Origin of the sequence: Campylobacter mucosalis (assembly GCF_013372205.1) — a bacterium.
Lineage (GTDB): Bacteria > Campylobacterota > Campylobacteria > Campylobacterales > Campylobacteraceae > Campylobacter_A > Campylobacter_A mucosalis.
The window spans coordinates 625,087-643,457 of record NZ_CP053831.1; the positions used below are offsets into that span (position 1 = coordinate 625,087).

Consider the following 18,371-nt stretch of genomic DNA (forward strand, 5'->3'; position numbering starts at 1 on the left):
TTTTATACAAAAATATCTTCATTAACCGGAAGTGGTTCGTCTGTTTTTAGGCATTCAAGTACCACGCCGTAGTTCTCTTTTATATCATCTTGAAATCTCATCAAAAGCTCTTTAGCGTCAGTTGCGTCCTTTGGGAAAGAGGCTATGATGTCAATAGGTCTTTCGTTTAAAAACTCCTGTATTCCGCTTAGAAGCTTGCTTGCACCATTTCTGTTTGTAGCATAAAGGACAGCTATAAAGTGCTCGCCCTCTTGTACGACAGCGTCGGTGTTTCTTAAAATTCTCTCAAAGATCCACTCATACCCACGATTTGTTTCTGGTATGTGAAAATATATGAGTGATATGTCATTTACATCTTTTGAGTGGTTGTAATATCGTTTTAATATAGATATTTCCAAATCCAAAATAGACAGAAGTGTTGCCTTTGAAAGATTTTTTGCTGCCATTTTAAACCCTTGATAAAATTTTACTCTCTTATTATATCTTTTAAATTCTCAAAAATAAATATATTCATATCATTTTTATATTTATATCCTAACTTGACCCCGTGAGCTAGTAAAATATTGCTTACTATATAAAGCCCCAAACCAAAACTTCTTTGTGTATTTTCGCCTTTTATGAAGGGCTGGATATAAAACTCAAGATCTTGCTTTAACTTATCGCCCTTGGTTAAAAACTCTATGCTATCTTTATTTACGACTATGGTTACGTGTTTATCGGTAGAGTATTTTAGTCCGTTATCTATCATATTTTTTATAGCTATGCAAAATAGCTTAAATTCCACGTAGAGCTTTATGTTGCTCATTTTTTTGATAGTGACCTGCTCACGCTCTATCATCGCCATATCTATCGCTTCGTCAATAATATCGTCAATAAAGCAGTTTGCTTTATTATTTAGCTCTATTTTTGATGTGGTTTGTTCAATCGCCGCAAGTTCGGTTATCAAGCTTTCAAGCTTGTTAAAAACATTTATCAAGCGCTCTTTACTACGTCCGCCCTCTAACATCTCGGCAACTATTCTGCCTTTTGTTATTGGTGTTTTAAGCTCGTGCATAATGTTTCTTAAAAAAAGGTGCCTTGAGTCGTTTAGTGTTTTTATCTGTTTTACTGCGTGATAAAATGCGTCTGCAACGTCTGAAATTTCATCATTGCCTTGACTTACGTTTTGTATGCTAACCAAATCGCCTTTGGCAAATTTTACTATTTGGCGTTTTAGTTTTCTTAGTGGTTTTAGTTTATAGATTACAAATATGTAGGCTAGTAGTAAGATTATCGCGACAACCACAAACACGACCTTTATTACCTCGTATCTGTATGGCTGAAATTCCTTATCCATTAAAATTTTTAGCTCATCGATATGCTTTATAAGCAGGTAGTGACGCTTTTTGTATAGTATGATAGCGCTTGAGCCTATGTCGTCTGAAATTTCTTCAAGGACGATCCCTTGGGTTAAAATTTCACTCTTTACGCGTTCGCTTCTAATCTCTGGCATATCGACATTTTTCATATCTTCGCTAAATTTTTTCTCATCTATTAACCCGCTCATATAAAATAAATTTGCTTGAGCAACATTTGAGTATTTAGCGTTTAGCTCTCTTGTGTAGTTTTGTTTATCGTAATCCATTAGCCATAAAAACGCTAAAAACACCGCAGCAAGGGCAAGTGCAAATATAAACGTGATAGTTATAAAAATTGATGAGCGTTTCATTAAAGCACCAGTTTGTAGCCTATGCCACGTATGGCGTGTATGTAGCGTGGCTCTTTTGGGTTTTCTCCTAGTTTTGCTCTGATTCTGCCTATCATAACATCAATGCTCTTGCTCGTGCTATCTTCGTTTAGACTTTCGCAATTATAAATGAGCTCTTCACGGCTTACTGCGCCGCCTTGTTTTATGATGAGGTATCTTAAGATGTCATACTCGGCGATAGTTAAATTTAGCCTTTTGCCTTTAAATAAAATTTCGTGCTCGTAGTCTTTTAAGATGATATCTTTTTGGCTGGTGTCTTTTGGACTTAGCTGACTTTGGCGACGTAAATGGCTTTTTATACGTGCTAAAAGCTCTTGTGGGTTATATGGCTTTGGTAGGTAGTCGTCAGCTCCGTTTTCAAGGGCATTTACTTTGTCTGTGATATCGTGACGAGCGCTTGAGATGATTATTGGGACGTCGTGATTTTTTCGTATCTCTTTGCACACTTCAAGTCCGTCGATTCCTGGTAGAGTTAGGTCTAGTATAACTAGGTCAAATTTTTTGGTATTTAGCGTAGAAAGTCCAAGATACGGCTCATCTACTATCGTTACGCTCATTTGTTGAGATTGTAGGTATTCGCTTAAAATTTCGGCTAATTCTAAATCATCTTCTATCATTAAAATTTCTATCATTTTGCTCTCCAAATCAAAGAAAATAATGGAGCAAGGCTACCATAAGTAGCCTTAAATATTAAGCATTTGCTAGTGCGTCAGATAGATCTTTTATAAGGTCATCGGCGTCTTCTATGCCTATGCTTAGGCGGATTAGACCGGCTTTTATGCCGTTTTTCTCAAGCTCTTCGCTGCTTAGCTGAGAGTGTGTTGTACTTGCTGGGTGGGTTATTAGAGATTTTGTATCTCCTATATTTACGACTATGCTAAATAGTTTTACGCTATTTATTATCCTAGTTGCAAGCTCTTTATCGCCCACGTCAAATCCTATAAGACCACTTGCGTTGCCATCTTTTAGGTATTTTTGAGCTTTATTGTAAAATTTATCGCCACTTAATGACGGATAATTTACAGATTTTACCTTAGGGTGCTCTGATAAAAATTTTGCTACTTTTAGGGCATTTTGGCAGTGTTTTTGCATTCTTAAACTTAGTGTTTCAAGCCCTTGAATGATTGCAAATGCACTCATTGGAGATAGTGTAGCACCTATGTCCCTTAACAAGGCTAGTCGTATGCGAAGTGTAAAAATGTCAAAATTTGGTGCCAAACCCGCATAAACAAGCCCGTGATAACTCTCGTCAGGTTCGTTAAAGTGCGGATATCTTGGGTTGTTTACAAGTAGATTGTTTAGCTCTTTTGAGCTTGCAACCATACCGCCCATCGTGTTGCCTTGACCGCTTATGTATTTTGTAAGGCTATAAACGCTTATATCTATGCCATTTTCAAGTGGTTTAAATAGTATTGGCGTAGCTACTGTGTTGTCAACTATTGTCGCTACTTTGTACTTTTTGGCTATTTGGACGATTTTTTCTATGTCAGCGATTGCTATTTGAGGATTTGAAAGACTTTCAAAAAATATCGCTCTTGTCTTATCATCTATCAAATTTTCAAGGTCCTCAGCACTATCTGAGTCAAAAAATCTAGCCTCTATACCAAAACGCTTCATCGTGTGACCAATAAGTGTGGTTGAGCCACCATATACTTTTTTTGCAACTATTACGTTATCTCCGGCCGCTGCTAGGTTTGCCACTGCGTAAAATATCGCTGCTTGACCGCTAGAAGCACTTATGGCTGCTGCTGCATTTTCAAGAGCTGCAAATCTAGCCTCTAAAACATCAAGAGTAGGGTTTGTAAGACGCGAGTAGATAGGACCAAGCTCTGCTAGGCAGAAGCGATTTGCCGCAGTTTGAGCACTACCAAAGTCAAAAGCTGTGCTCATATAAACTGGCACCGCCATAGCTCCAGTACCTGACTTTGTGTCGTAGCCGTAGTGTGTTGTGATACTATCTTGCCTCATTTTTTCTCCTTGCATTAAAATAAAAGCTTCATTTTATACTTTTTTGCAACATTTGCGTAAATTATTCGTAAATTTTACGTCAAAATTTTTAAAAAATGTGTAAAAATGTGATCTTCAGCAATAATTTTAAAAAAGATTGCTAGAATAGAGCAAAAATTTTTCTGGAAATAGATGAGTTTTATAGACGAAAAAGCAAAGAGAGTGAAGTATATTAGGGCTTTGGAGAAATTTGCTAAATCAACCATAAGTGCACTAAAAAGAGAGGATTTTGATGAGGTGCAGTTTTATGATAGGGTTGGCAAAAATGCGAAAATTTTAGAAAAGCTAGAGCCTGTATATCTTGATAGTCCATACACAAAAGCATTAGAAAATTTTGTAAATCAAGCCGTGCAAAAGGTTAGCAAAACCGAGCTTTTAAGAAGTGCAAATTTGCTTGAGAAGCTAAAAAATCAGAAAAATTACAAAAAAGATAAGCATAAAAATAAATTTAAGGACGATGTGTGAAGGCTGTGATATTTGATATGGACGGCACGATTATTGATAGCTCTATTGCGATAGAAAGAACTATTAATGATATCCGTGCCGAGCTTAAGCTAGAGCCACTTAGTAGCGATTTTATCATAAAGGCGATAAATGAGCCGGGTAGAAATTTGGCACTAGATTTATACAATATGCAAAATCCAACCGCAAAATTAAGAGATAATTTTGAAGAAAATTTCAAGATAAACTACGCAAAATATGCCAAAGCCTATGACGGTATAGAGGAGCTTTTAAAAAAATGCTTAGATAGCGGTTTTGGCGTGGCCTTAGCCTCAAATGCACCGCAAAATACGCTTGAGGATATACTCAAAAAATGTGAAATTTTTAAATACTTTGATTTTATCGTGGGTGCTAGTAGCGAGATACCTCAAAAGCCAGATCCAAAAATGCTTCTAATTTGCACACAAAAACTTAGTGCCTCAAAGGCGATTTTTGTAGGCGATAGCCTAAAAGATGAGCTTGCGGCAAAAAATGCAAATATGCCTTATATCCAGGTGACTTGGGGGTTTGGGAAGCATAGCAAAACTAGCGATTATAACGCTAGTAGCACCAACGAAGCTTGGAGTATTATAGAGGAAATTTGATGGATATTTTTAACTCAACGCCACGAGAGAAATTTTATGAAATTTTACAAAATGCAAATAGAAATTTAGTAGCCGATGAGATTGATAAAATTTTGCAAAAATTCATCGCTATGAGTATGATTTTAGAGCAAAATAATCCAAATTTGCAAAGCTTTATAAATGAAAATTTAGACCAAATATACTCATCGCTTGATGATATGTATTTGCACATTAGCGGAGAAATTTTAAGTAAAAATGAGTAAAATCGTAACACTTATCGCCTTTTTTGCAACATTTTTGTTTGCCACTCCGCCAAACTTTGCCTCTACTCACACATTTGAGCTAAAAAAAGATGAGTGGGCAAGGGTTTTTGTGGTTGAGAAAGCAACACAAAAAATGGATAGTTTTGACTTTAGGTGGACGCTTTTTGATACTAAAAATATAAATTTGCAGACATTCTTCCGCTTCTATCCAAAACACGTAGTTTTGGGCTTAGCTCACAAGCAAGATCGCTTTGTTCAGTCTATAATTCCTGATTTTAACCAACCGCCAAAAGATAGCGTAAAACTATATCTTACTTTTTTAGAATTTAAAAACAAAAGGGCATTTTTTCGTGTTGATATTCTAGACCCTAGTTCTAGAATAGACACGCAATTTATCGACCCACCAAAGAGAAACTAATGCAACAAATAGATAATTTAATGACAAATTTTATCCGTGAGCTTGGCTACGACTACGCAAACGAGATGTTTTTAAAGGTCAGTTCAGGTAAAAAACTTCGTTCAAAACTACTGCTAAAAATAGCTCCAAACACCGATGAAGCGTTTAGGCTTTGTGCTGTTATCGAGCTTATACACTTAGCTAGTTTGCTTCACGATGATGTGATAGATGACGCAAATTTAAGACGAGGCAAACCCAGTATAAACGCACTTTTTGGCACAAAAGACGCGATAATGCTAGGCGATATACTCTACTCAAAGGGCTTTTTTGAGCTTTGTAAATTTGATAAAAGTATATCTCTTGAAATTTCAAATGCCGTTAGTAAACTAAGTATTGGCGAACTTATGGACGTTAAGCTCTCTTGCGATTTTAACGCAGATATTAGCAAGTATCTAAAAATGATAGAGTATAAAACTGCCGTTCTAATTGAGGCAAGTGCCGTTTGTGGTGCGATACTTGCGGGATTTAACGCAGATAAGTTTAGAATTTATGGTAAAAATTTAGGACTCGCTTTTCAAATCATAGATGACGTGCTTGATATAACGCAAGATGAAAAGACACTTGGAAAGCCAAATTTAAATGATTTTAAAGAGGGTAAGGTGACTTTGCCATATCTTTATTTGTATCAAAATTTAGATAAAAATGGGGCAGATAGGCTAAAGAATTTATACAAAAAAGAGCTAGACTCTCAAGAAAAAGAGTGGATAAAAAATAGTATGATAGAACATAAAAGCATACAAAAGTCCGTAACTATGGCTAAAAATTTAGCACAAGAGGCGATAGAAGCGATAAGCGAGTATAAAAATGATGGGCTTGAAGAGATTATAAAAAGTATGATAGATAGGGAATTTTAATGGAATACTTAAACATCAGCTTTACACATAAAAATACAGACATATCGGTTAGGGAAAAACTAGCTTTAAATAATGACGAGAAAAAACAGAGTGTTTTAAGGCTTTTAAAATCTAGCAAAAATATAAAAGAGGTCGTGGTGCTTAGCACCTGTAATAGGGTTGAAATTTTAGCCTGTGCAGATGATATAAAGCCCGCAACTTCGCATATTATTAGGTGTTTGGCTGTATTTTCTGGAATTTTTGAAGATGAGCTTTTTGAGAGGGCTGACATCTATGAAAACAGCGGAGCCATACATCATCTTTTTGTTGTGGCAAGTTCGCTTGATAGTCTAGTAGTTGGCGAAACACAAATTTTAGGTCAGTTAAAAGAGGCTTTTAGATTTTCAAAAAGCTTAGATATGAACGGTGAAAATTTATCAAAAGCTTTAGAATACGCCATAAAATGTGCGGCAAAAGTTCGCAATGAAACTCAAATTTCAAAAAATCCAATATCGGTTTCATCGGTTGCAGTTGCAAAGGCAAAGGAAATTTTTGGCACACTTGAGGGCAAAACGGCTGTTGTTGTCGGAGCTGGAGAGATGGGTGAGTTAGCAGCAAGACATCTTATATCAAGCGGAGCAAATGTTATCGTTGTAAATAGAAGCACTCAAAGAGTTGAAGCCTTGGTTGATGAGCTTGGAGATAAGGCTAGTTGGGATAGCATTTTAAAGCTAAAAGATTATGTAAATTCTTATGAGCTTATATTCTCAAGTACATCAGCACCACACCCCGTTATAACTGACGATATTGTTAAACAAGTGCCATTTAAGCGTTACTTTTTTGATATAGCAGTTCCTAGGGATATTAGGCTTACAAAGAGTGAAGATGTTGAAGTTTTTTCAGTTGATGATCTTGACGAGATAGTTAAGGCAAACCTTGCTATGCGTGAAGAGCAAGCACAAATAGCATACTCAATAGTTTCAAAAGATGTCGGAAATTTCTTAAAATTCATAAAAGACAGCATAAGTGCTCCACTTGTTAAGTCCTTAAGGCAAAGTGCGAACGAATTTGCTAGTAAAGAGCTAGAAAAAGCGATAAAAAAAGGTTACTTAAAAAATAGCGATCCAAATGAGGCAAAAAAGCTTATAGATCAAGTTCTAAACGCATTTTTGCATATTCCCACAACTAGATTAAAAGAGATATCAAATAACGAAAACGCACTTATGATAGCCGACGCGGCTAAATATATTTTTGATTTTAAAGATAAGGAAAAGATAGATGAAATTTTCTAAATTTTACGCACCAACTACAAAGGAAGCACCAAAAGACGCGAGTTTGCCAAGCCATATATTTTTACTTCGTGGCGGTTTTGTCGAGCAGATGGGAGCAGGACTTTATAACTACTTGCCACTTGGACAAAAGGTGTTAAATAAAATAACTAAAATAGTTAAAGAGGAGATGGATAACGCCGGTGCTTTGGAGTTAAATTTCAGTATGGTAACTAGTGCTGAGCTGTGGAGACAAAGTGGTCGCTTTGATGTTTTTGGCAAGGAGCTTTTGCGTTTTAAAGATAGAAAAGATAATGACTTCTTGCTAAGTGCTACAAACGAGGAGAGTGCCGTAGCTACGATAAGAGGCAAGGTTACTAGCTATAAAGAGCTACCCAAAAATATCTATCAAGTAAATACAAAATTTAGAGATGAAGCGCGTCCTAGGTTTGGAATTTTAAGAGGTCGTGAGTTTATTATGAAAGACGCTTATAGCTTTCACGCAAACGAGGCTGATTTAAAGCGTGAATTTGATTTGATGGAACAAACTTATTCTAAAATTTTTACTAGACTTGGGTTAAATTACAGAGCTGTTTTTGCTGATAGTGGTGCGATTGGCGGTAGCGGGAGTAAGGAATTTATGGTGCTTGCACCAAACGGGGAAGATGATATTATATGTTGTAAACAATGCACCTATGCTGCTAACATAGAAGCCGCAAAACGTGCCCCTAGAACGAGCAGTGCCTCAAAGCCCGAGGCTGACGCTGCGAAATTTTTAACGCCAAATATGAAAACTATAAAAGACGTGGCAGAATTTTTTAAGGTAGATGAGTTTTATACCATAAAAGCAGTTATTAAAAAGGCGATTTATGCTGATAGCACAAAGATTGTCGTATTTTTCATAAGAGGCGATGACGAGCTTCAAGAGGTAAAAGCACAAAATGCGTGCAAAGCCCTAGATATCGCAGACGCAAGTGATGATGAGGTTTTAAATGCTGGATTGGTGGCTGGTTTTTGCGGTCCTGTTGGACTTAAGGGTGTTGATTTTTACATAGATAGTGAGCTTAAAGGGCAAAATCAGATGATATGTGGTGCAAACGAAAAAGATTACCACTTTGTCGGCGTAAGTGTAAGTGGCTTTAATGAGGATAGGTTTAAAGATCTATCTGTTGTTAGGGCGAGTGATAGGTGTCCTGAGTGTGGTGGTGAGCTTGAAGTTAGTAAAGGGATTGAGGTAGGGCATATTTTCCAACTTGGAGATAAGTACTCAAAACCGATGAATGCTACATTTTTAGATGAAAACGGCAAAGCAAAGCCATTTATAATGGGGTGTTATGGCATTGGAGTTAGCAGGCTTATGGCGGTTATGATAGAGGCTAGTCACGATGAGCGTGGATGTGTTTGGAAGAAGGAGTGTTCGCCATTTGACGCGTTTATCATAGTTTCAAATTTAAAAGATGAAAATGCGTTAAAATATGCAACAGAACTTTACGAAAACGCTAAAAAAGCAGGGCTTGATGTAATGCTTGATGATAGAAATGAGCGTTTTGGTGTAAAGATGAATGACTATGAGCTAATAGGCGCTCCATTTGCGATTATCGTTGGTAAGGGACTTGAAGAGGGCAGTGTCGAGCTAGTTACTAGAAGCGGACTAGTAAAAGAGCAAATCAAAGCAGATACTGCACTAGAAGTATTAAAAGCGAAATTATGTTTTTAAATTTTGGCGACATAACAAAAATGATATTTTTGCCATATCTACTTTTTGAGCTATTTTTGGCTTACCTATTTGTAAGTAGTTTTGGATTTTTAAATTTTATCTTTGAAGTGATTTTTAGTGCTTTTTTGGGCGTATTTTTGATGATGAGAATGCAGTTTTTTAGCGGTTTGTTACTCATCTTGCCAGGAATTTCAACTGATATTTTGGCAATTTTAATACTCTTTTATGCGTTTTTAAAAGGCACAAAAGAGCAAAAGCAAAAGCCATTTACGGGTAGAAAAAGAGATGACGTTATCGATGTTGAAGTTATTGGCTAGTCTTTTTATTTGTAGTATTTTTTGTTTTGCTAGTTTTAATGACTTTATAGCAAAAGCCTATGAGAAAAATGAAAAAATCAGGGTCATAAGCGTCAAAACAGATAAAATTTTGAGTTTAAAAAACGGCTTTGAAGCTCATTTTTTGACAATAACTTTAAGTGTAAAAGGGCTTAAAAATAGCATACAAAAAAGCGATATCGTTTTTGTAAAAGATGAAATTTTTACAACAGATATGATAGACATAAAAACCAAAATGAGCTTTAGAGATGAGCTTTTGGGAGAGAAAATTAGTGTAAATTTTAAAAAGGAAATTTTAAATGAAAACGTTAAAAATTGCAACTAGAAAGAGTTTACTTGCGATGTGGCAAAGTGAGCATATAAAATCAAAAATACAAAAACACCACAGCGAACTGGACGTAGAATTAATCGGTATGAAAACAAAGGGCGATGTCATACTTGATACTCCACTTGCAAAGATCGGTGGCAAGGGGCTTTTTACAAAAGAGCTTGAAGAGAGTATGCTAAGACGCGAAAGCGATATAGCTGTTCATAGCCTAAAAGATGTGCCGGTTGAGTTTCCGGACGGACTAGTACTTGCTGCTATTTGCTCAAGAGAGGATGTTAGGGACGCTATGATTAGCGAAAAATACGCGACGTTTGATGATTTGCCAAGCGGTGCAAAGGTTGGCACTACTAGCCTTAGACGCCGTATGCAGTTACTTATGTTGCGTCCTGATTTAAAAATAATCTCGCTTCGTGGTAACGTCCAAACAAGGCTTAGAAAGCTAAAAGATGGCGAATTTGATGCTATTATTTTAGCGATGGCTGGTATAAATCGTCTTAATATTAAAGATGAGGTAAAATTTATTTATCCATTTAAAAGGGAGCAGATGATTCCTGCAATGGGTCAGGGTGCTCTTGGGATTGAGGCTGTTAATGATGATGAAATTTTAAAAGCCATAAATTTCTTAAACGACGATAGTGCTGTTATTGAAACCACGATAGAGCGTGAGTTTGTCGCTACTTTAAATGGTGGGTGTCAAGCCCCAATAGGCGTTAGTGCTAAGCTTATTGATGATGAAATTTCTATACAGGCGATTGTCGGTATGCCAGATGGTAGCGAGTTTTTACGTGATAGTCTTGTTGTAAAAAAAGCTGAGTTTGGTGTGGCTGGTAGAAATTTAGCTCACCAGTTCATAGCTCGTGGCGCAAAAGAGCTTTTAGAACGTGCAGAAAAAATGGCTGCGGATTTATAAAAACGCATTAAATTTGATATAATCAACAAAAAATAAGGAGAAAAAATGGCAGAAGAGGTTAAAGAAAAAGAAGAAAAAAAAGGTGGCAAGGGCATTTTAATAGCCATTATAGGCGTTGTTTTAGTTTTGCTTTTGGTTGTGGGCGGACTTATCGTATTTTTGCTTTCAGGCGATGATGAGGCAGCTAATACAGCTGCTCAGCAACCACAACAGCAAACCGCCACTCAGGCCGCACCAGCAAAACAACCAGGTAAGCGTAGTAGCGACTATATGAATATGGGGCCGATCTATCCGCTTGATCAGTTTATAGTAAATTTGCTTAGCGAAAATGGCTCGAGATTTTTAAAGACCAAGATTGACCTTGAGCAAAGTGCTGAAACGCTAACATCTGAGCTTGATAAGAAAAAGGCTCTTTTGCGTGATATTATCATACGCACACTCTCATCTAAAACATACGAAGAGGTCAGCACCGCAAAGGGCAAAGACCGCTTAAAAGATGAGATAGTAAGTAAGATAAATGAAGTTTTAAGTGACGGATACATTAAAAATATCTATTTTACCGATTTTGTGGTGCAATGATAGGCATTGATATTGTTGCGATAGATAGAATTTCGCGTCTTAAGAAGCGTTTTGGAGATAGTTTTTTAAGACGCTTTTTAAGCGATGATGAAATTTCTCTAGCCAAAAATGATACTACTTTGGCTGGATTTTGGGCTGCAAAGGAAGCCGCTAGTAAGGCTCTTGGCGTTGGTATATCAAAAGAGTGTGGCTTTGATGATATAAAAATTTCAAAAAATAGCAAAAATGCTCCGATGATAGACTTCTCAGAACACATCTTAAAAGATTTTAACATCAAAAACGCAAGTTTATCCATAACGCACGATGGCGGTTTTGCTATCGCTGTTGTGGCTTTAAGCCTTAAACATTAAATTTTCTTGTTTTTCGTTTGATTTTTGTTTTTATATTGCGTAAATTTAGGATAGTAACAGAATAAAACTCTTTATAAAAACGCAAAATTTTGCTCTCTTTTTTTGTATAAATAGCCGCAAATACCTCTTCTAGCTCAATCTTTTCTTTTTGTGTTATACCTTGCATTTTAGTTCCCAAATAGTTTTTTAAATTTTCTCATAATAAACAATACTTCGTCCTCATCAAGTTCGCAAAGTAACTTGCACACTGCTATGGCCGCTTGTGGCTTCGAGTTTCCAAGTCGCCAGTCTTGATATGTTCTCATTGGCACACCAAGGTGCTTTGCCATATCGTTTAAAGAAATTTTCTTCCCTAAATTTTTTGACTCGATAGCATTATGCAAGAGGTTAAAAATATCATTTGTCTCAATCATAAGGATAATTATACGTTATATTTTATTAAATATACATTAAAAATTATATAAAAAATAATATTTTGTTTATTTTATTCTAATTATAAGATATATCATACTAAAATATAATATTTATATACGTTAAAACGTATGAATATTGTAAATATAAATTATATATATTAATAAACTTTAGTTATATAGACTAAAAATATATAAATAAATTTTTTTAGCCTTAACTCTTGACAATGATATACTCAATATAGTATAATCCACTTAGCAATTAAAAAGAAAGAGTGCTAAAAGTGAGCAAAATAAGCAAAAGAGATCTGATACTAAATTCCATCATAAAAGCCTATCTAAGCGATAATTCGCCGATTGGCTCAAGTGAGCTTGGCTCTCGTATGGACGTTGCTATGCCAGCCTCTACGATACGCGTTTATTTTAAGAAACTTGCGGATGAGGGCGAGATAACTCAGCTTCACATCAGTGGGGGACGCATACCTACTATTGTGGCTATGAGGCGTTATTGGAGAGAGATTTTTGATGATTTTGACTTTAGTATGCCAACTCTTGAGATAAATGATGATTTGTTGCTTAAGAATTTATGCGACAGGCTCGAGCTTTATTGTATGATTTTTGGCGATTTTGAGCAGGAGTTGGTTGAAATTTTAAATGTTAATGACAGATTTTTGCTGTTAAATTTTAGCCACGATGAGATTGTGTTAAAGTATGATATGAGGGTTGAGAAATTTTTACAAAACCTAATCGGTGTTGGTTTAGACAAGCTTGAGCTAGTATCTGCTCAGGTTGGTTTAAGCGAACTAAGAGCGAAAATTAGAGAGCTTAAAAGAGGTAAAATTAGTTTTCAAGAAAATGAAATTTTAGCCTTTAAAATGTTTGATGATGAACGCTATAAAATGATACTTGAGCCAAGTTTTGCGACTAAAATGAGTGATGGTGTAAACTACGAGCCAGTTTTTAATAGCGATTTTATGGGGTTAAAACTTAGAGTTTTACACCAAGGAGAGAGTTCGACTATGATATGTGCTGGTAGTATTTATAGTGATTATGTGAAATTTTTAAATGAGATAAGGGAGGCAGCGTGAACGAAGAAAAAAACTTAGCACAAGAGCAAGGTGAGTGCCAAGAAGCTCAAAATGAAAATATCAGCTTTGATGCCCTAAACGGCGAAAATGCTAAAATTTTAGAGCTAGAAGCACAGATAAATGAGCTAATAGATAAGTATTACAGGGCAAATGCAGACTTTGAAAACCTAAGAAAACGGGTTGAGAAAGAAAAGGCTGACATTGCAAGTTACGCAAATGAGAAATTTGCACGTGATTTACTGCCGGTAATTGACGCAATGCTAATGGGTGCGAATTCCCAAACTAGCGATGAGTTTTCAGCTAAGCTAAAAGAGGGCATTGATTTAACGCTAAATGAGTTTAAAAAATGCTTTGAAAAGCACGGTATAAGCGAGATTGACACGAGTGGCGAGTTTGACCCAAATGTCCATAACGCCGTTATGCGTGTTGATAGCGACGCTCATCAAAGTGGGCAAATCGTGCAGGTAATGCAAAGAGGCTACACCATAAACGGCAGGGTTTTACGTCCAGCTATGGTTAGCATTGCAAATTAAAATTTGAAAAATAAAATCAATAAAAAGGATAAAAAATGGCAAAAGTTATAGGAATTGACCTAGGAACAACAAACTCTTGCGTGAGCGTTTATGAGCGTGGCGAGAGCAAGGTTATACCAAACAAAGAGGGCAAAAACACCACTCCATCAGTTGTGGCATTTACTGACAAGGGCGATGTTTTAGTAGGCGACGTGGCAAAACGTCAAGCGGTTACAAACCCAGAAAAAACGATATATTCTATCAAAAGAATAATGGGTCTAATGAGCAACGAAGAGGCGGCACGTGAGGCAAAAGAGCGTCTGCCATATCACGTTGTTGATAGAAATGGTGCGTGTGCGATTGAAATTTCAGGCAAGGTTTATACTCCACAAGAAATTTCAGCAAAGGTGCTAATGAAGCTAAAAGAGGACGCTGAGGCATTTTTGGGAGAGAAGGTCGTAGATGCGGTTATAACGGTGCCTGCGTATTTTAACGATAGCCAAAGAAAGGCGACAAAAGAGGCTGGCACGATTGCTGGATTAAACGTGCTTCGTATCATAAACGAGCCAACAGCGGCTGCACTTGCGTATGGTCTTGATAAAAAAGAGGCTGAGAAAATTTTAGTTTATGACCTTGGCGGCGGAACATTTGACGTAACAGTGCTTGAAACTGGCGATAATGTAGTAGAGGTTTTAGCAACTGGCGGTAACGCATTTTTAGGTGGAGATGACTTTGATAACCTAATCATTGACTGGTTAGCAAGTGAGTTTAAGAGTGAAACTGGCATAGATCTTAAAAAAGATGTAATGGCAAGTCAGCGTTTAAAAGAAGCAGCAGAAAACGCCAAAAAAGAGCTAAGCTCAGCACAAGAGAGCAACATAAACCTGCCATTTATCACAGCTGACGCAACTGGTCCAAAACACCTTGTAAAAACGCTAACAAGGGCTAAATTTGAGGGTATGATAGAAGCTCTTGTGGCTCAAACTATCTCAAAAATAAACGAAGTCGTAAAAGACGCTGGACTTGGCAAAAGCGATATAAAAGAGGTCGTAATGGTTGGTGGCTCAACTCGTGTGCCACTGGTGCAAGATGAAGTTAAAAAGGCGTTTGGCAAAGAGCTAAATAAGAGCGTAAATCCAGATGAAGTTGTAGCAATCGGTGCTGCAATACAAGGTGCGGTTATAAAAGGCGATGTTAAGGATGTGTTGTTGCTTGACGTTACACCGCTTAGCCTTGGCATTGAGACACTTGGTGGCGTGATGACAAAGATAATCGAAAAAGGCACGACGATACCAGTTAAGAAAAATCAAGTTTTCTCAACCGCTGAGGATAATCAAAGTGCCGTTACAATCCACGTAATTCAAGGCGAACGCGAATTTGCAAGGGATAATAAATCGCTAGGACAATTTAACCTTGAAGGAATTCCAGCTGCTCCTCGTGGTGTGCCTCAAATTGAAGTTGAGTTTGACATTGACGCAAACGGAATTTTAACGGTATCTGCAAAAGATAAAGCAACTGGTAAAGCCCAAAATATCACGATCTCTGGCTCGTCAGGACTAAGCGATGATGAGATAAATAAAATGGTAAAAGAGGCTGAACTTCATAAAGAAGATGATAAAAAACGCAAAGAGGCGGTTGAGGCTAGAAACCAAGCTGACGCACTCGTTCATCAAACACAAAAATCAATGGACGAGCTAGGCGAAAAAGTCCCAGCAGAAGATCGTGCAAACATTGAAGCAGCGTTAAATGAGCTAAAAGAGGTGCTAAAAGATGAAAATGCAAGCAAAGAGCAGATCGAAGCGAAGGTTAAAAATTTAAGCACCGCAAGCCACAAACTAGCCGAAGCAATGTATAAAAAAGATGAAAACAAAGATGATAGCAAGAAAAAAGACGATGACGTCATAGACGCCGAAGTTGAGTAAAAAATGAGCCGTTTAATACGGCTCACCTATTTAATATCTGAAATTTTCTCTAAGAATTTCTCAGGCTTTATAAAGCCAATTATCCGTTTTGAGTTTAGTTGCACTCCGTCTTTAAAAAACAGCAGAGCAGGTGGGTCAATCAGACCAAATTCTCGCAACATTGCGTCATTGTCATCACTGCTTTTAGTAACATCTATGCGAACTAGAGTGAAATTTTTAAGCAAATTAATAACCGCCAAATCTTTAAAAGTTATACTCTCAAGCTCTTTACAGCTAACGCACCAATCAGCGTAAAAATCGATCATAACTGGAGTTGCAGAGCTTTTGATAATCTCATTTAGTTCGTTTAAGTTTTTAACCTCTATAAATTTTAACTCATCTGATTTTTTTGTAAAATTTAACGGGCTAAGCGGGTCTTTTGCTCCATTAAAAGCACCAAAAATAAGAGTGACTGAGTAGATAAAGATCGCAAAAAGTGCTAACTTTTTAAAAACTCCACCACCTTTAAGTGTCATAAAGTATAAAACCGCAATAATTCCTAAAATTCCATACCCTAAAAGCTCATAAAAACTACCAAGAAAACGTGCACTAAGCCATATCGCCATACCTAAAAGCAAGAAGCCAAAAATAGCCTTTATAGCGTCCATCCAAATGCCTGGACGAGGTAAAATTTTACCACTGCTAGCCCCAATTAAAAGCAACGGCACTCCCATACCAAGCCCCATAATAAAGAGCAACACACCCCCATAAAACACGTTTCCGCTTTGTGCGATATAAAGAAGTGCTCCGGCCAAAGGTGCTGCAACACACGGCGATACTATCAAGGCTGATGTAAATCCCATTACAAAAACGCCGATTATCCCGCCGCTCTTTTTATCTTTTGTGGCAAATTTTTCAAAAACGGCTGGAATTTTAATCTCATAAAACCCAAACATACTAAACGCAAGTAGTACAAAAACCAGCGAAAATAGCCCAAGCACCCACGCATTTTGCAAGGCACCAGATATCCCAAAACCCATAAGACTAGCTATCACACCAGCAATAGCATAAGCAAGGCTCATAGCCACAACATACACAAGCGAAAGCACAAAGCCACGCCTAATGCCTAAATCTTTACCCCCCTTTGATACGATTATAGATGAGAGTATCGGCACCATAGGAAATATGCACGGGGTTAGCGAAAGAAGTATCCCATAGCCAAAAAATGTCAAAGCCGAGAGCCAAAGTTCGGTGTCGTTAACCTCTTTTGCGATACGTTCGTCATCTGAAATTTCGTCACTTCTTTCTCGCACTATGAGTTTGTCATTTTTTAAGGTTATATCATAGTTTTTAACTTGTGGTCGGTAGCAAATCCCGTTTTTAGCACAGCCTTGATAATTTAAGGTAAGCAGTGCCTTATCGTCTTTTAGTTGCTCTTTTATTAGCCCTTTTGGCACCAAAAGATGAAAATCTTGCATTATGATATTGTATTCGCCAACCACCTCATATTTTGGCAAATTTAGTAGTTCATTTATGCTTTTTTGATTTAAAACGACGCTAAAAGTATCTTTATAAATGTAGATATTTTCGCCAAATTTAAAGTTAAATTCTACGCCAGACTCGTCATTTGTGAGCTTTATATTAAACGCTTCATCTGTGTTTAAAACACTACAAAGACAAAATGTCGCAAAGGCAAAAATTGATAAAATTATACGAAACACAAGATCTCCTGAAATTTTTTGTGTAGATTTTACTGAATTTTTATAAATTCCTAGTAAAATTCAAGTAAATGGAGGTGTAAAATGAGTGGAAAAAGCGATAAAAAGAGCTACGAAGCAGAGCTTAGAACTTTGCAGATTGAACTTTTAAAATTTCAAAACCACGTTAAGGACAAGGGACTTAGAGTGCTTATCCTTATGGAGGGTCGCGACGCAGCTGGTAAGGGAGGCACGATAAAACGCCTAAGCGAACACCTAAATCCACGCGGTTGTCGTATCGTGGCACTAGCAAAACCTAGCGACGTTGAGCGAACACAGTGGTATTTTCAGCGATACGTGGCACATTTGCCAAGTGCGGGAGAGATCGTGGTTTTTGACAGAAGCTGGTATAACAGGGCAGGTGTTGAGCCTGTGATGGGCTTTTGCACTCAAGAAGAGCATAGAGAATTTTTACGTGAAGTGCCAAAATTTGAAGAGATGATTATAAACTCGGGCATAATTTTCTTTAAATTTTATCTTTCAGTTAGCAAAGATGAGCAAAAAAGACGTTTTAAGGAGCGTCTAACCGACCCGCTTAAGCAGTTTAAAATTTCTCCAGTTGATAAGCGTTCACAAGAGCTTTGGGATCAATACTCTGTGGCTAAATACTCAATGCTACTTGCTTCGCACACGCCAATATCGCCTTGGACGATTGTCTCAAGCGATAACAAAAAAGAGGCTAGACTTAATATCTTTAAGTATATTTTATCAAGCGTTGAGTATCCAAATAAGATAGACAAAAAGGCTTTAAAATATGATGAAAAGCTAGTTAGAGATGGTGCGGTGGAGATAAAACGCATAGAGGCTGGGCTAAACAAAGACGGGCTAAAAAGCATAAGCTAAAT

The 18,371-nt window shown here is 37.0% G+C and carries 23 protein-coding genes; 16 read left to right on the forward strand and 7 right to left on the reverse strand.

What is annotated here, in order from left to right:
• Positions 1–2 precede the first annotated feature (2 nt).
• The 4 genes from CMCT_RS03285 to CMCT_RS03300 are packed head-to-tail and all read right to left on the reverse strand — an operon-like array spanning position 3 to position 3,715.
• Positions 3–446 (reverse strand): pyridoxal-5'-phosphate-dependent protein, encoded by a 444-nt coding sequence (locus tag CMCT_RS03285; RefSeq protein WP_034967547.1) that lies wholly within the window; start codon positions 444–446, stop codon positions 3–5.
• Between the two features lie 20 nt (positions 447–466).
• A complete protein-coding gene (locus CMCT_RS03290; RefSeq protein ID WP_034967545.1) occupies positions 467–1,708 on the reverse strand; it encodes an ArsS family sensor histidine kinase in 1,242 nt (413 codons plus the stop codon).
• A complete protein-coding gene (locus CMCT_RS03295) occupies positions 1,708–2,379 on the reverse strand; it encodes a response regulator transcription factor (protein ID WP_034967542.1) in 672 nt (223 codons plus the stop codon). Before CMCT_RS03295 ends, CMCT_RS03290 begins: the two co-directional genes overlap by 1 nt.
• 58 nt (positions 2,380–2,437) lie before the next feature.
• Positions 2,438–3,715: an O-acetylhomoserine aminocarboxypropyltransferase/cysteine synthase family protein gene (locus CMCT_RS03300; RefSeq protein WP_034967539.1), complete on the reverse strand. Its 1,278-nt coding sequence runs from the start codon at positions 3,713–3,715 to the stop codon at positions 2,438–2,440.
• Positions 3,716–3,886: 171 nt separating this feature from the next.
• Here CMCT_RS03300 and CMCT_RS03305 point away from each other — a divergent pair, with 171 nt between their 5' ends.
• Genes CMCT_RS03305 through acpS form a run of 12 tightly spaced genes read left to right on the forward strand, consistent with a single transcriptional unit; the run spans position 3,887 to position 11,858 of the window.
• Positions 3,887–4,219: a hypothetical protein gene (locus CMCT_RS03305; protein ID WP_034967538.1), complete on the forward strand. Its 333-nt coding sequence runs from the start codon at positions 3,887–3,889 to the stop codon at positions 4,217–4,219.
• Positions 4,216–4,839 (forward strand): HAD family hydrolase, encoded by a 624-nt coding sequence (locus tag CMCT_RS03310; protein WP_034967535.1) that lies wholly within the window; start codon positions 4,216–4,218, stop codon positions 4,837–4,839. The genes CMCT_RS03305 and CMCT_RS03310 overlap by 4 nt, the downstream gene beginning before the upstream one ends.
• A complete protein-coding gene (locus CMCT_RS03315) occupies positions 4,839–5,081 on the forward strand; it encodes a DUF2018 family protein (RefSeq protein ID WP_034967534.1) in 243 nt (80 codons plus the stop codon). Before CMCT_RS03310 ends, CMCT_RS03315 begins: the two co-directional genes overlap by 1 nt.
• On the forward strand, positions 5,074–5,499 hold the full coding sequence (locus CMCT_RS03320) for a hypothetical protein (protein WP_034967530.1): 426 nt from the start codon (positions 5,074–5,076) through the stop codon (positions 5,497–5,499). Before CMCT_RS03315 ends, CMCT_RS03320 begins: the two co-directional genes overlap by 8 nt.
• Positions 5,499–6,392: a polyprenyl synthetase family protein gene (locus tag CMCT_RS03325; protein ID WP_034967527.1), complete on the forward strand. Its 894-nt coding sequence runs from the start codon at positions 5,499–5,501 to the stop codon at positions 6,390–6,392. The genes CMCT_RS03320 and CMCT_RS03325 overlap by 1 nt, the downstream gene beginning before the upstream one ends.
• Positions 6,392–7,663 (forward strand): glutamyl-tRNA reductase, encoded by a 1,272-nt coding sequence (gene hemA / locus CMCT_RS03330; protein ID WP_034967525.1) that lies wholly within the window; start codon positions 6,392–6,394, stop codon positions 7,661–7,663. Before CMCT_RS03325 ends, hemA begins: the two co-directional genes overlap by 1 nt.
• Positions 7,650–9,356, forward strand: a complete 1,707-nt coding sequence (locus CMCT_RS03335; protein WP_034967522.1) for a proline--tRNA ligase — start codon at positions 7,650–7,652, stop codon at positions 9,354–9,356. The genes hemA and CMCT_RS03335 overlap by 14 nt, the downstream gene beginning before the upstream one ends.
• The gene (locus CMCT_RS03340; protein ID WP_034967520.1) at positions 9,347–9,673 is read left to right on the forward strand and encodes an FxsA family protein; all 327 of its coding nucleotides are present in this window, start codon (positions 9,347–9,349) and stop codon (positions 9,671–9,673) included. The genes CMCT_RS03335 and CMCT_RS03340 overlap by 10 nt, the downstream gene beginning before the upstream one ends.
• A complete protein-coding gene (locus CMCT_RS03345; protein ID WP_217903846.1) occupies positions 9,654–10,016 on the forward strand; it encodes a hypothetical protein in 363 nt (120 codons plus the stop codon). The genes CMCT_RS03340 and CMCT_RS03345 overlap by 20 nt, the downstream gene beginning before the upstream one ends.
• Positions 9,991–10,929, forward strand: coding sequence for a hydroxymethylbilane synthase (gene hemC / locus CMCT_RS03350; protein ID WP_034967514.1), 939 nt, complete (start codon positions 9,991–9,993; stop codon positions 10,927–10,929). Before CMCT_RS03345 ends, hemC begins: the two co-directional genes overlap by 26 nt.
• Before the next feature lie 45 nt (positions 10,930–10,974).
• Positions 10,975–11,508, forward strand: a complete 534-nt coding sequence (fliL, locus tag CMCT_RS03355) for a flagellar basal body-associated protein FliL (RefSeq protein WP_176325010.1) — start codon at positions 10,975–10,977, stop codon at positions 11,506–11,508.
• Entirely contained in the window at positions 11,505–11,858 is a 354-nt protein-coding gene (gene acpS, locus CMCT_RS03360) for a holo-ACP synthase (protein ID WP_034967512.1), read from the forward strand. Before fliL ends, acpS begins: the two co-directional genes overlap by 4 nt.
• On the opposite strand, the gene CMCT_RS03365 is transcribed toward acpS, so the two are convergent.
• Positions 11,848–12,024, reverse strand: coding sequence for a hypothetical protein (locus tag CMCT_RS03365; RefSeq protein ID WP_171993832.1), 177 nt, complete (start codon positions 12,022–12,024; stop codon positions 11,848–11,850). The genes acpS and CMCT_RS03365 overlap by 11 nt on opposite strands.
• A 1-nt stretch (position 12,025) precedes the next feature.
• The gene (locus CMCT_RS03370; protein ID WP_034967509.1) at positions 12,026–12,271 is read right to left on the reverse strand and encodes a hypothetical protein; all 246 of its coding nucleotides are present in this window, start codon (positions 12,269–12,271) and stop codon (positions 12,026–12,028) included.
• 281 nt (positions 12,272–12,552) lie between these two features.
• On the opposite strand from CMCT_RS03370, the gene CMCT_RS03375 reads away from it, so the two are divergent.
• Genes CMCT_RS03375 through dnaK form a run of 3 tightly spaced genes read left to right on the forward strand, consistent with a single transcriptional unit; the run spans position 12,553 to position 15,790 of the window.
• Positions 12,553–13,356: an HrcA family transcriptional regulator gene (locus CMCT_RS03375; protein WP_034967677.1), complete on the forward strand. Its 804-nt coding sequence runs from the start codon at positions 12,553–12,555 to the stop codon at positions 13,354–13,356.
• Positions 13,353–13,889, forward strand: a complete 537-nt coding sequence (grpE, locus tag CMCT_RS03380; protein WP_034967507.1) for a nucleotide exchange factor GrpE — start codon at positions 13,353–13,355, stop codon at positions 13,887–13,889. The genes CMCT_RS03375 and grpE overlap by 4 nt, the downstream gene beginning before the upstream one ends.
• 35 nt (positions 13,890–13,924) lie before the next feature.
• Positions 13,925–15,790: a molecular chaperone DnaK gene (gene dnaK / locus CMCT_RS03385; protein WP_034967504.1), complete on the forward strand. Its 1,866-nt coding sequence runs from the start codon at positions 13,925–13,927 to the stop codon at positions 15,788–15,790.
• Positions 15,791–15,816: 26 nt separating this feature from the next.
• On the opposite strand, the gene dsbD is transcribed toward dnaK, so the two are convergent.
• Complete coding sequence (gene dsbD / locus CMCT_RS03390) at positions 15,817–17,490, reverse strand: protein-disulfide reductase DsbD (RefSeq protein WP_244948662.1); 1,674 nt, start codon at positions 17,488–17,490, stop codon at positions 15,817–15,819.
• Positions 17,491–17,571: 81 nt separating this feature from the next.
• On the opposite strand from dsbD, the gene ppk2 reads away from it, so the two are divergent.
• Positions 17,572–18,369: a polyphosphate kinase 2 gene (gene ppk2 / locus CMCT_RS03395; protein WP_034967500.1), complete on the forward strand. Its 798-nt coding sequence runs from the start codon at positions 17,572–17,574 to the stop codon at positions 18,367–18,369.
• Positions 18,370–18,371: the final 2 nt, after the last annotated feature.

Excerpts from the sequence above, each read along its gene's own strand:
- CMCT_RS03285 (WP_034967547.1), bottom strand. The coding sequence starts at position 446 with ATGGCAGCAAAAAATCTTTCAAAGGCAACACTTCTGTCTATTTTGGAT.
- CMCT_RS03290 (WP_034967545.1), bottom strand. The coding sequence starts at position 1,708 with ATGAAACGCTCATCAATTTTTATAACTATCACGTTTATATTTGCACTT.
- CMCT_RS03295 (WP_034967542.1), bottom strand. The coding sequence starts at position 2,379 with ATGATAGAAATTTTAATGATAGAAGATGATTTAGAATTAGCCGAAATT.
- CMCT_RS03300 (WP_034967539.1), bottom strand. The coding sequence starts at position 3,715 with ATGAGGCAAGATAGTATCACAACACACTACGGCTACGACACAAAGTCA.
- CMCT_RS03305 (WP_034967538.1), top strand. The coding sequence starts at position 3,887 with ATGAGTTTTATAGACGAAAAAGCAAAGAGAGTGAAGTATATTAGGGCT.
- CMCT_RS03315 (WP_034967534.1), top strand. The coding sequence starts at position 4,839 with ATGGATATTTTTAACTCAACGCCACGAGAGAAATTTTATGAAATTTTA.
- CMCT_RS03320 (WP_034967530.1), top strand. The coding sequence starts at position 5,074 with ATGAGTAAAATCGTAACACTTATCGCCTTTTTTGCAACATTTTTGTTT.
- CMCT_RS03325 (WP_034967527.1), top strand. The coding sequence starts at position 5,499 with ATGCAACAAATAGATAATTTAATGACAAATTTTATCCGTGAGCTTGGC.
- hemA (WP_034967525.1), top strand. The coding sequence starts at position 6,392 with ATGGAATACTTAAACATCAGCTTTACACATAAAAATACAGACATATCG.
- CMCT_RS03335 (WP_034967522.1), top strand. The coding sequence starts at position 7,650 with ATGAAATTTTCTAAATTTTACGCACCAACTACAAAGGAAGCACCAAAA.
- CMCT_RS03340 (WP_034967520.1), top strand. The coding sequence starts at position 9,347 with ATGTTTTTAAATTTTGGCGACATAACAAAAATGATATTTTTGCCATAT.
- CMCT_RS03345 (WP_217903846.1), top strand. The coding sequence starts at position 9,654 with ATGTTGAAGTTATTGGCTAGTCTTTTTATTTGTAGTATTTTTTGTTTT.
- hemC (WP_034967514.1), top strand. The coding sequence starts at position 9,991 with ATGAAAACGTTAAAAATTGCAACTAGAAAGAGTTTACTTGCGATGTGG.
- fliL (WP_176325010.1), top strand. The coding sequence starts at position 10,975 with ATGGCAGAAGAGGTTAAAGAAAAAGAAGAAAAAAAAGGTGGCAAGGGC.
- acpS (WP_034967512.1), top strand. The coding sequence starts at position 11,505 with ATGATAGGCATTGATATTGTTGCGATAGATAGAATTTCGCGTCTTAAG.
- CMCT_RS03365 (WP_171993832.1), bottom strand. The coding sequence starts at position 12,024 with ATGCAAGGTATAACACAAAAAGAAAAGATTGAGCTAGAAGAGGTATTT.
- CMCT_RS03370 (WP_034967509.1), bottom strand. The coding sequence starts at position 12,271 with ATGATTGAGACAAATGATATTTTTAACCTCTTGCATAATGCTATCGAG.
- dnaK (WP_034967504.1), top strand. The coding sequence starts at position 13,925 with ATGGCAAAAGTTATAGGAATTGACCTAGGAACAACAAACTCTTGCGTG.
- ppk2 (WP_034967500.1), top strand. The coding sequence starts at position 17,572 with ATGAGTGGAAAAAGCGATAAAAAGAGCTACGAAGCAGAGCTTAGAACT.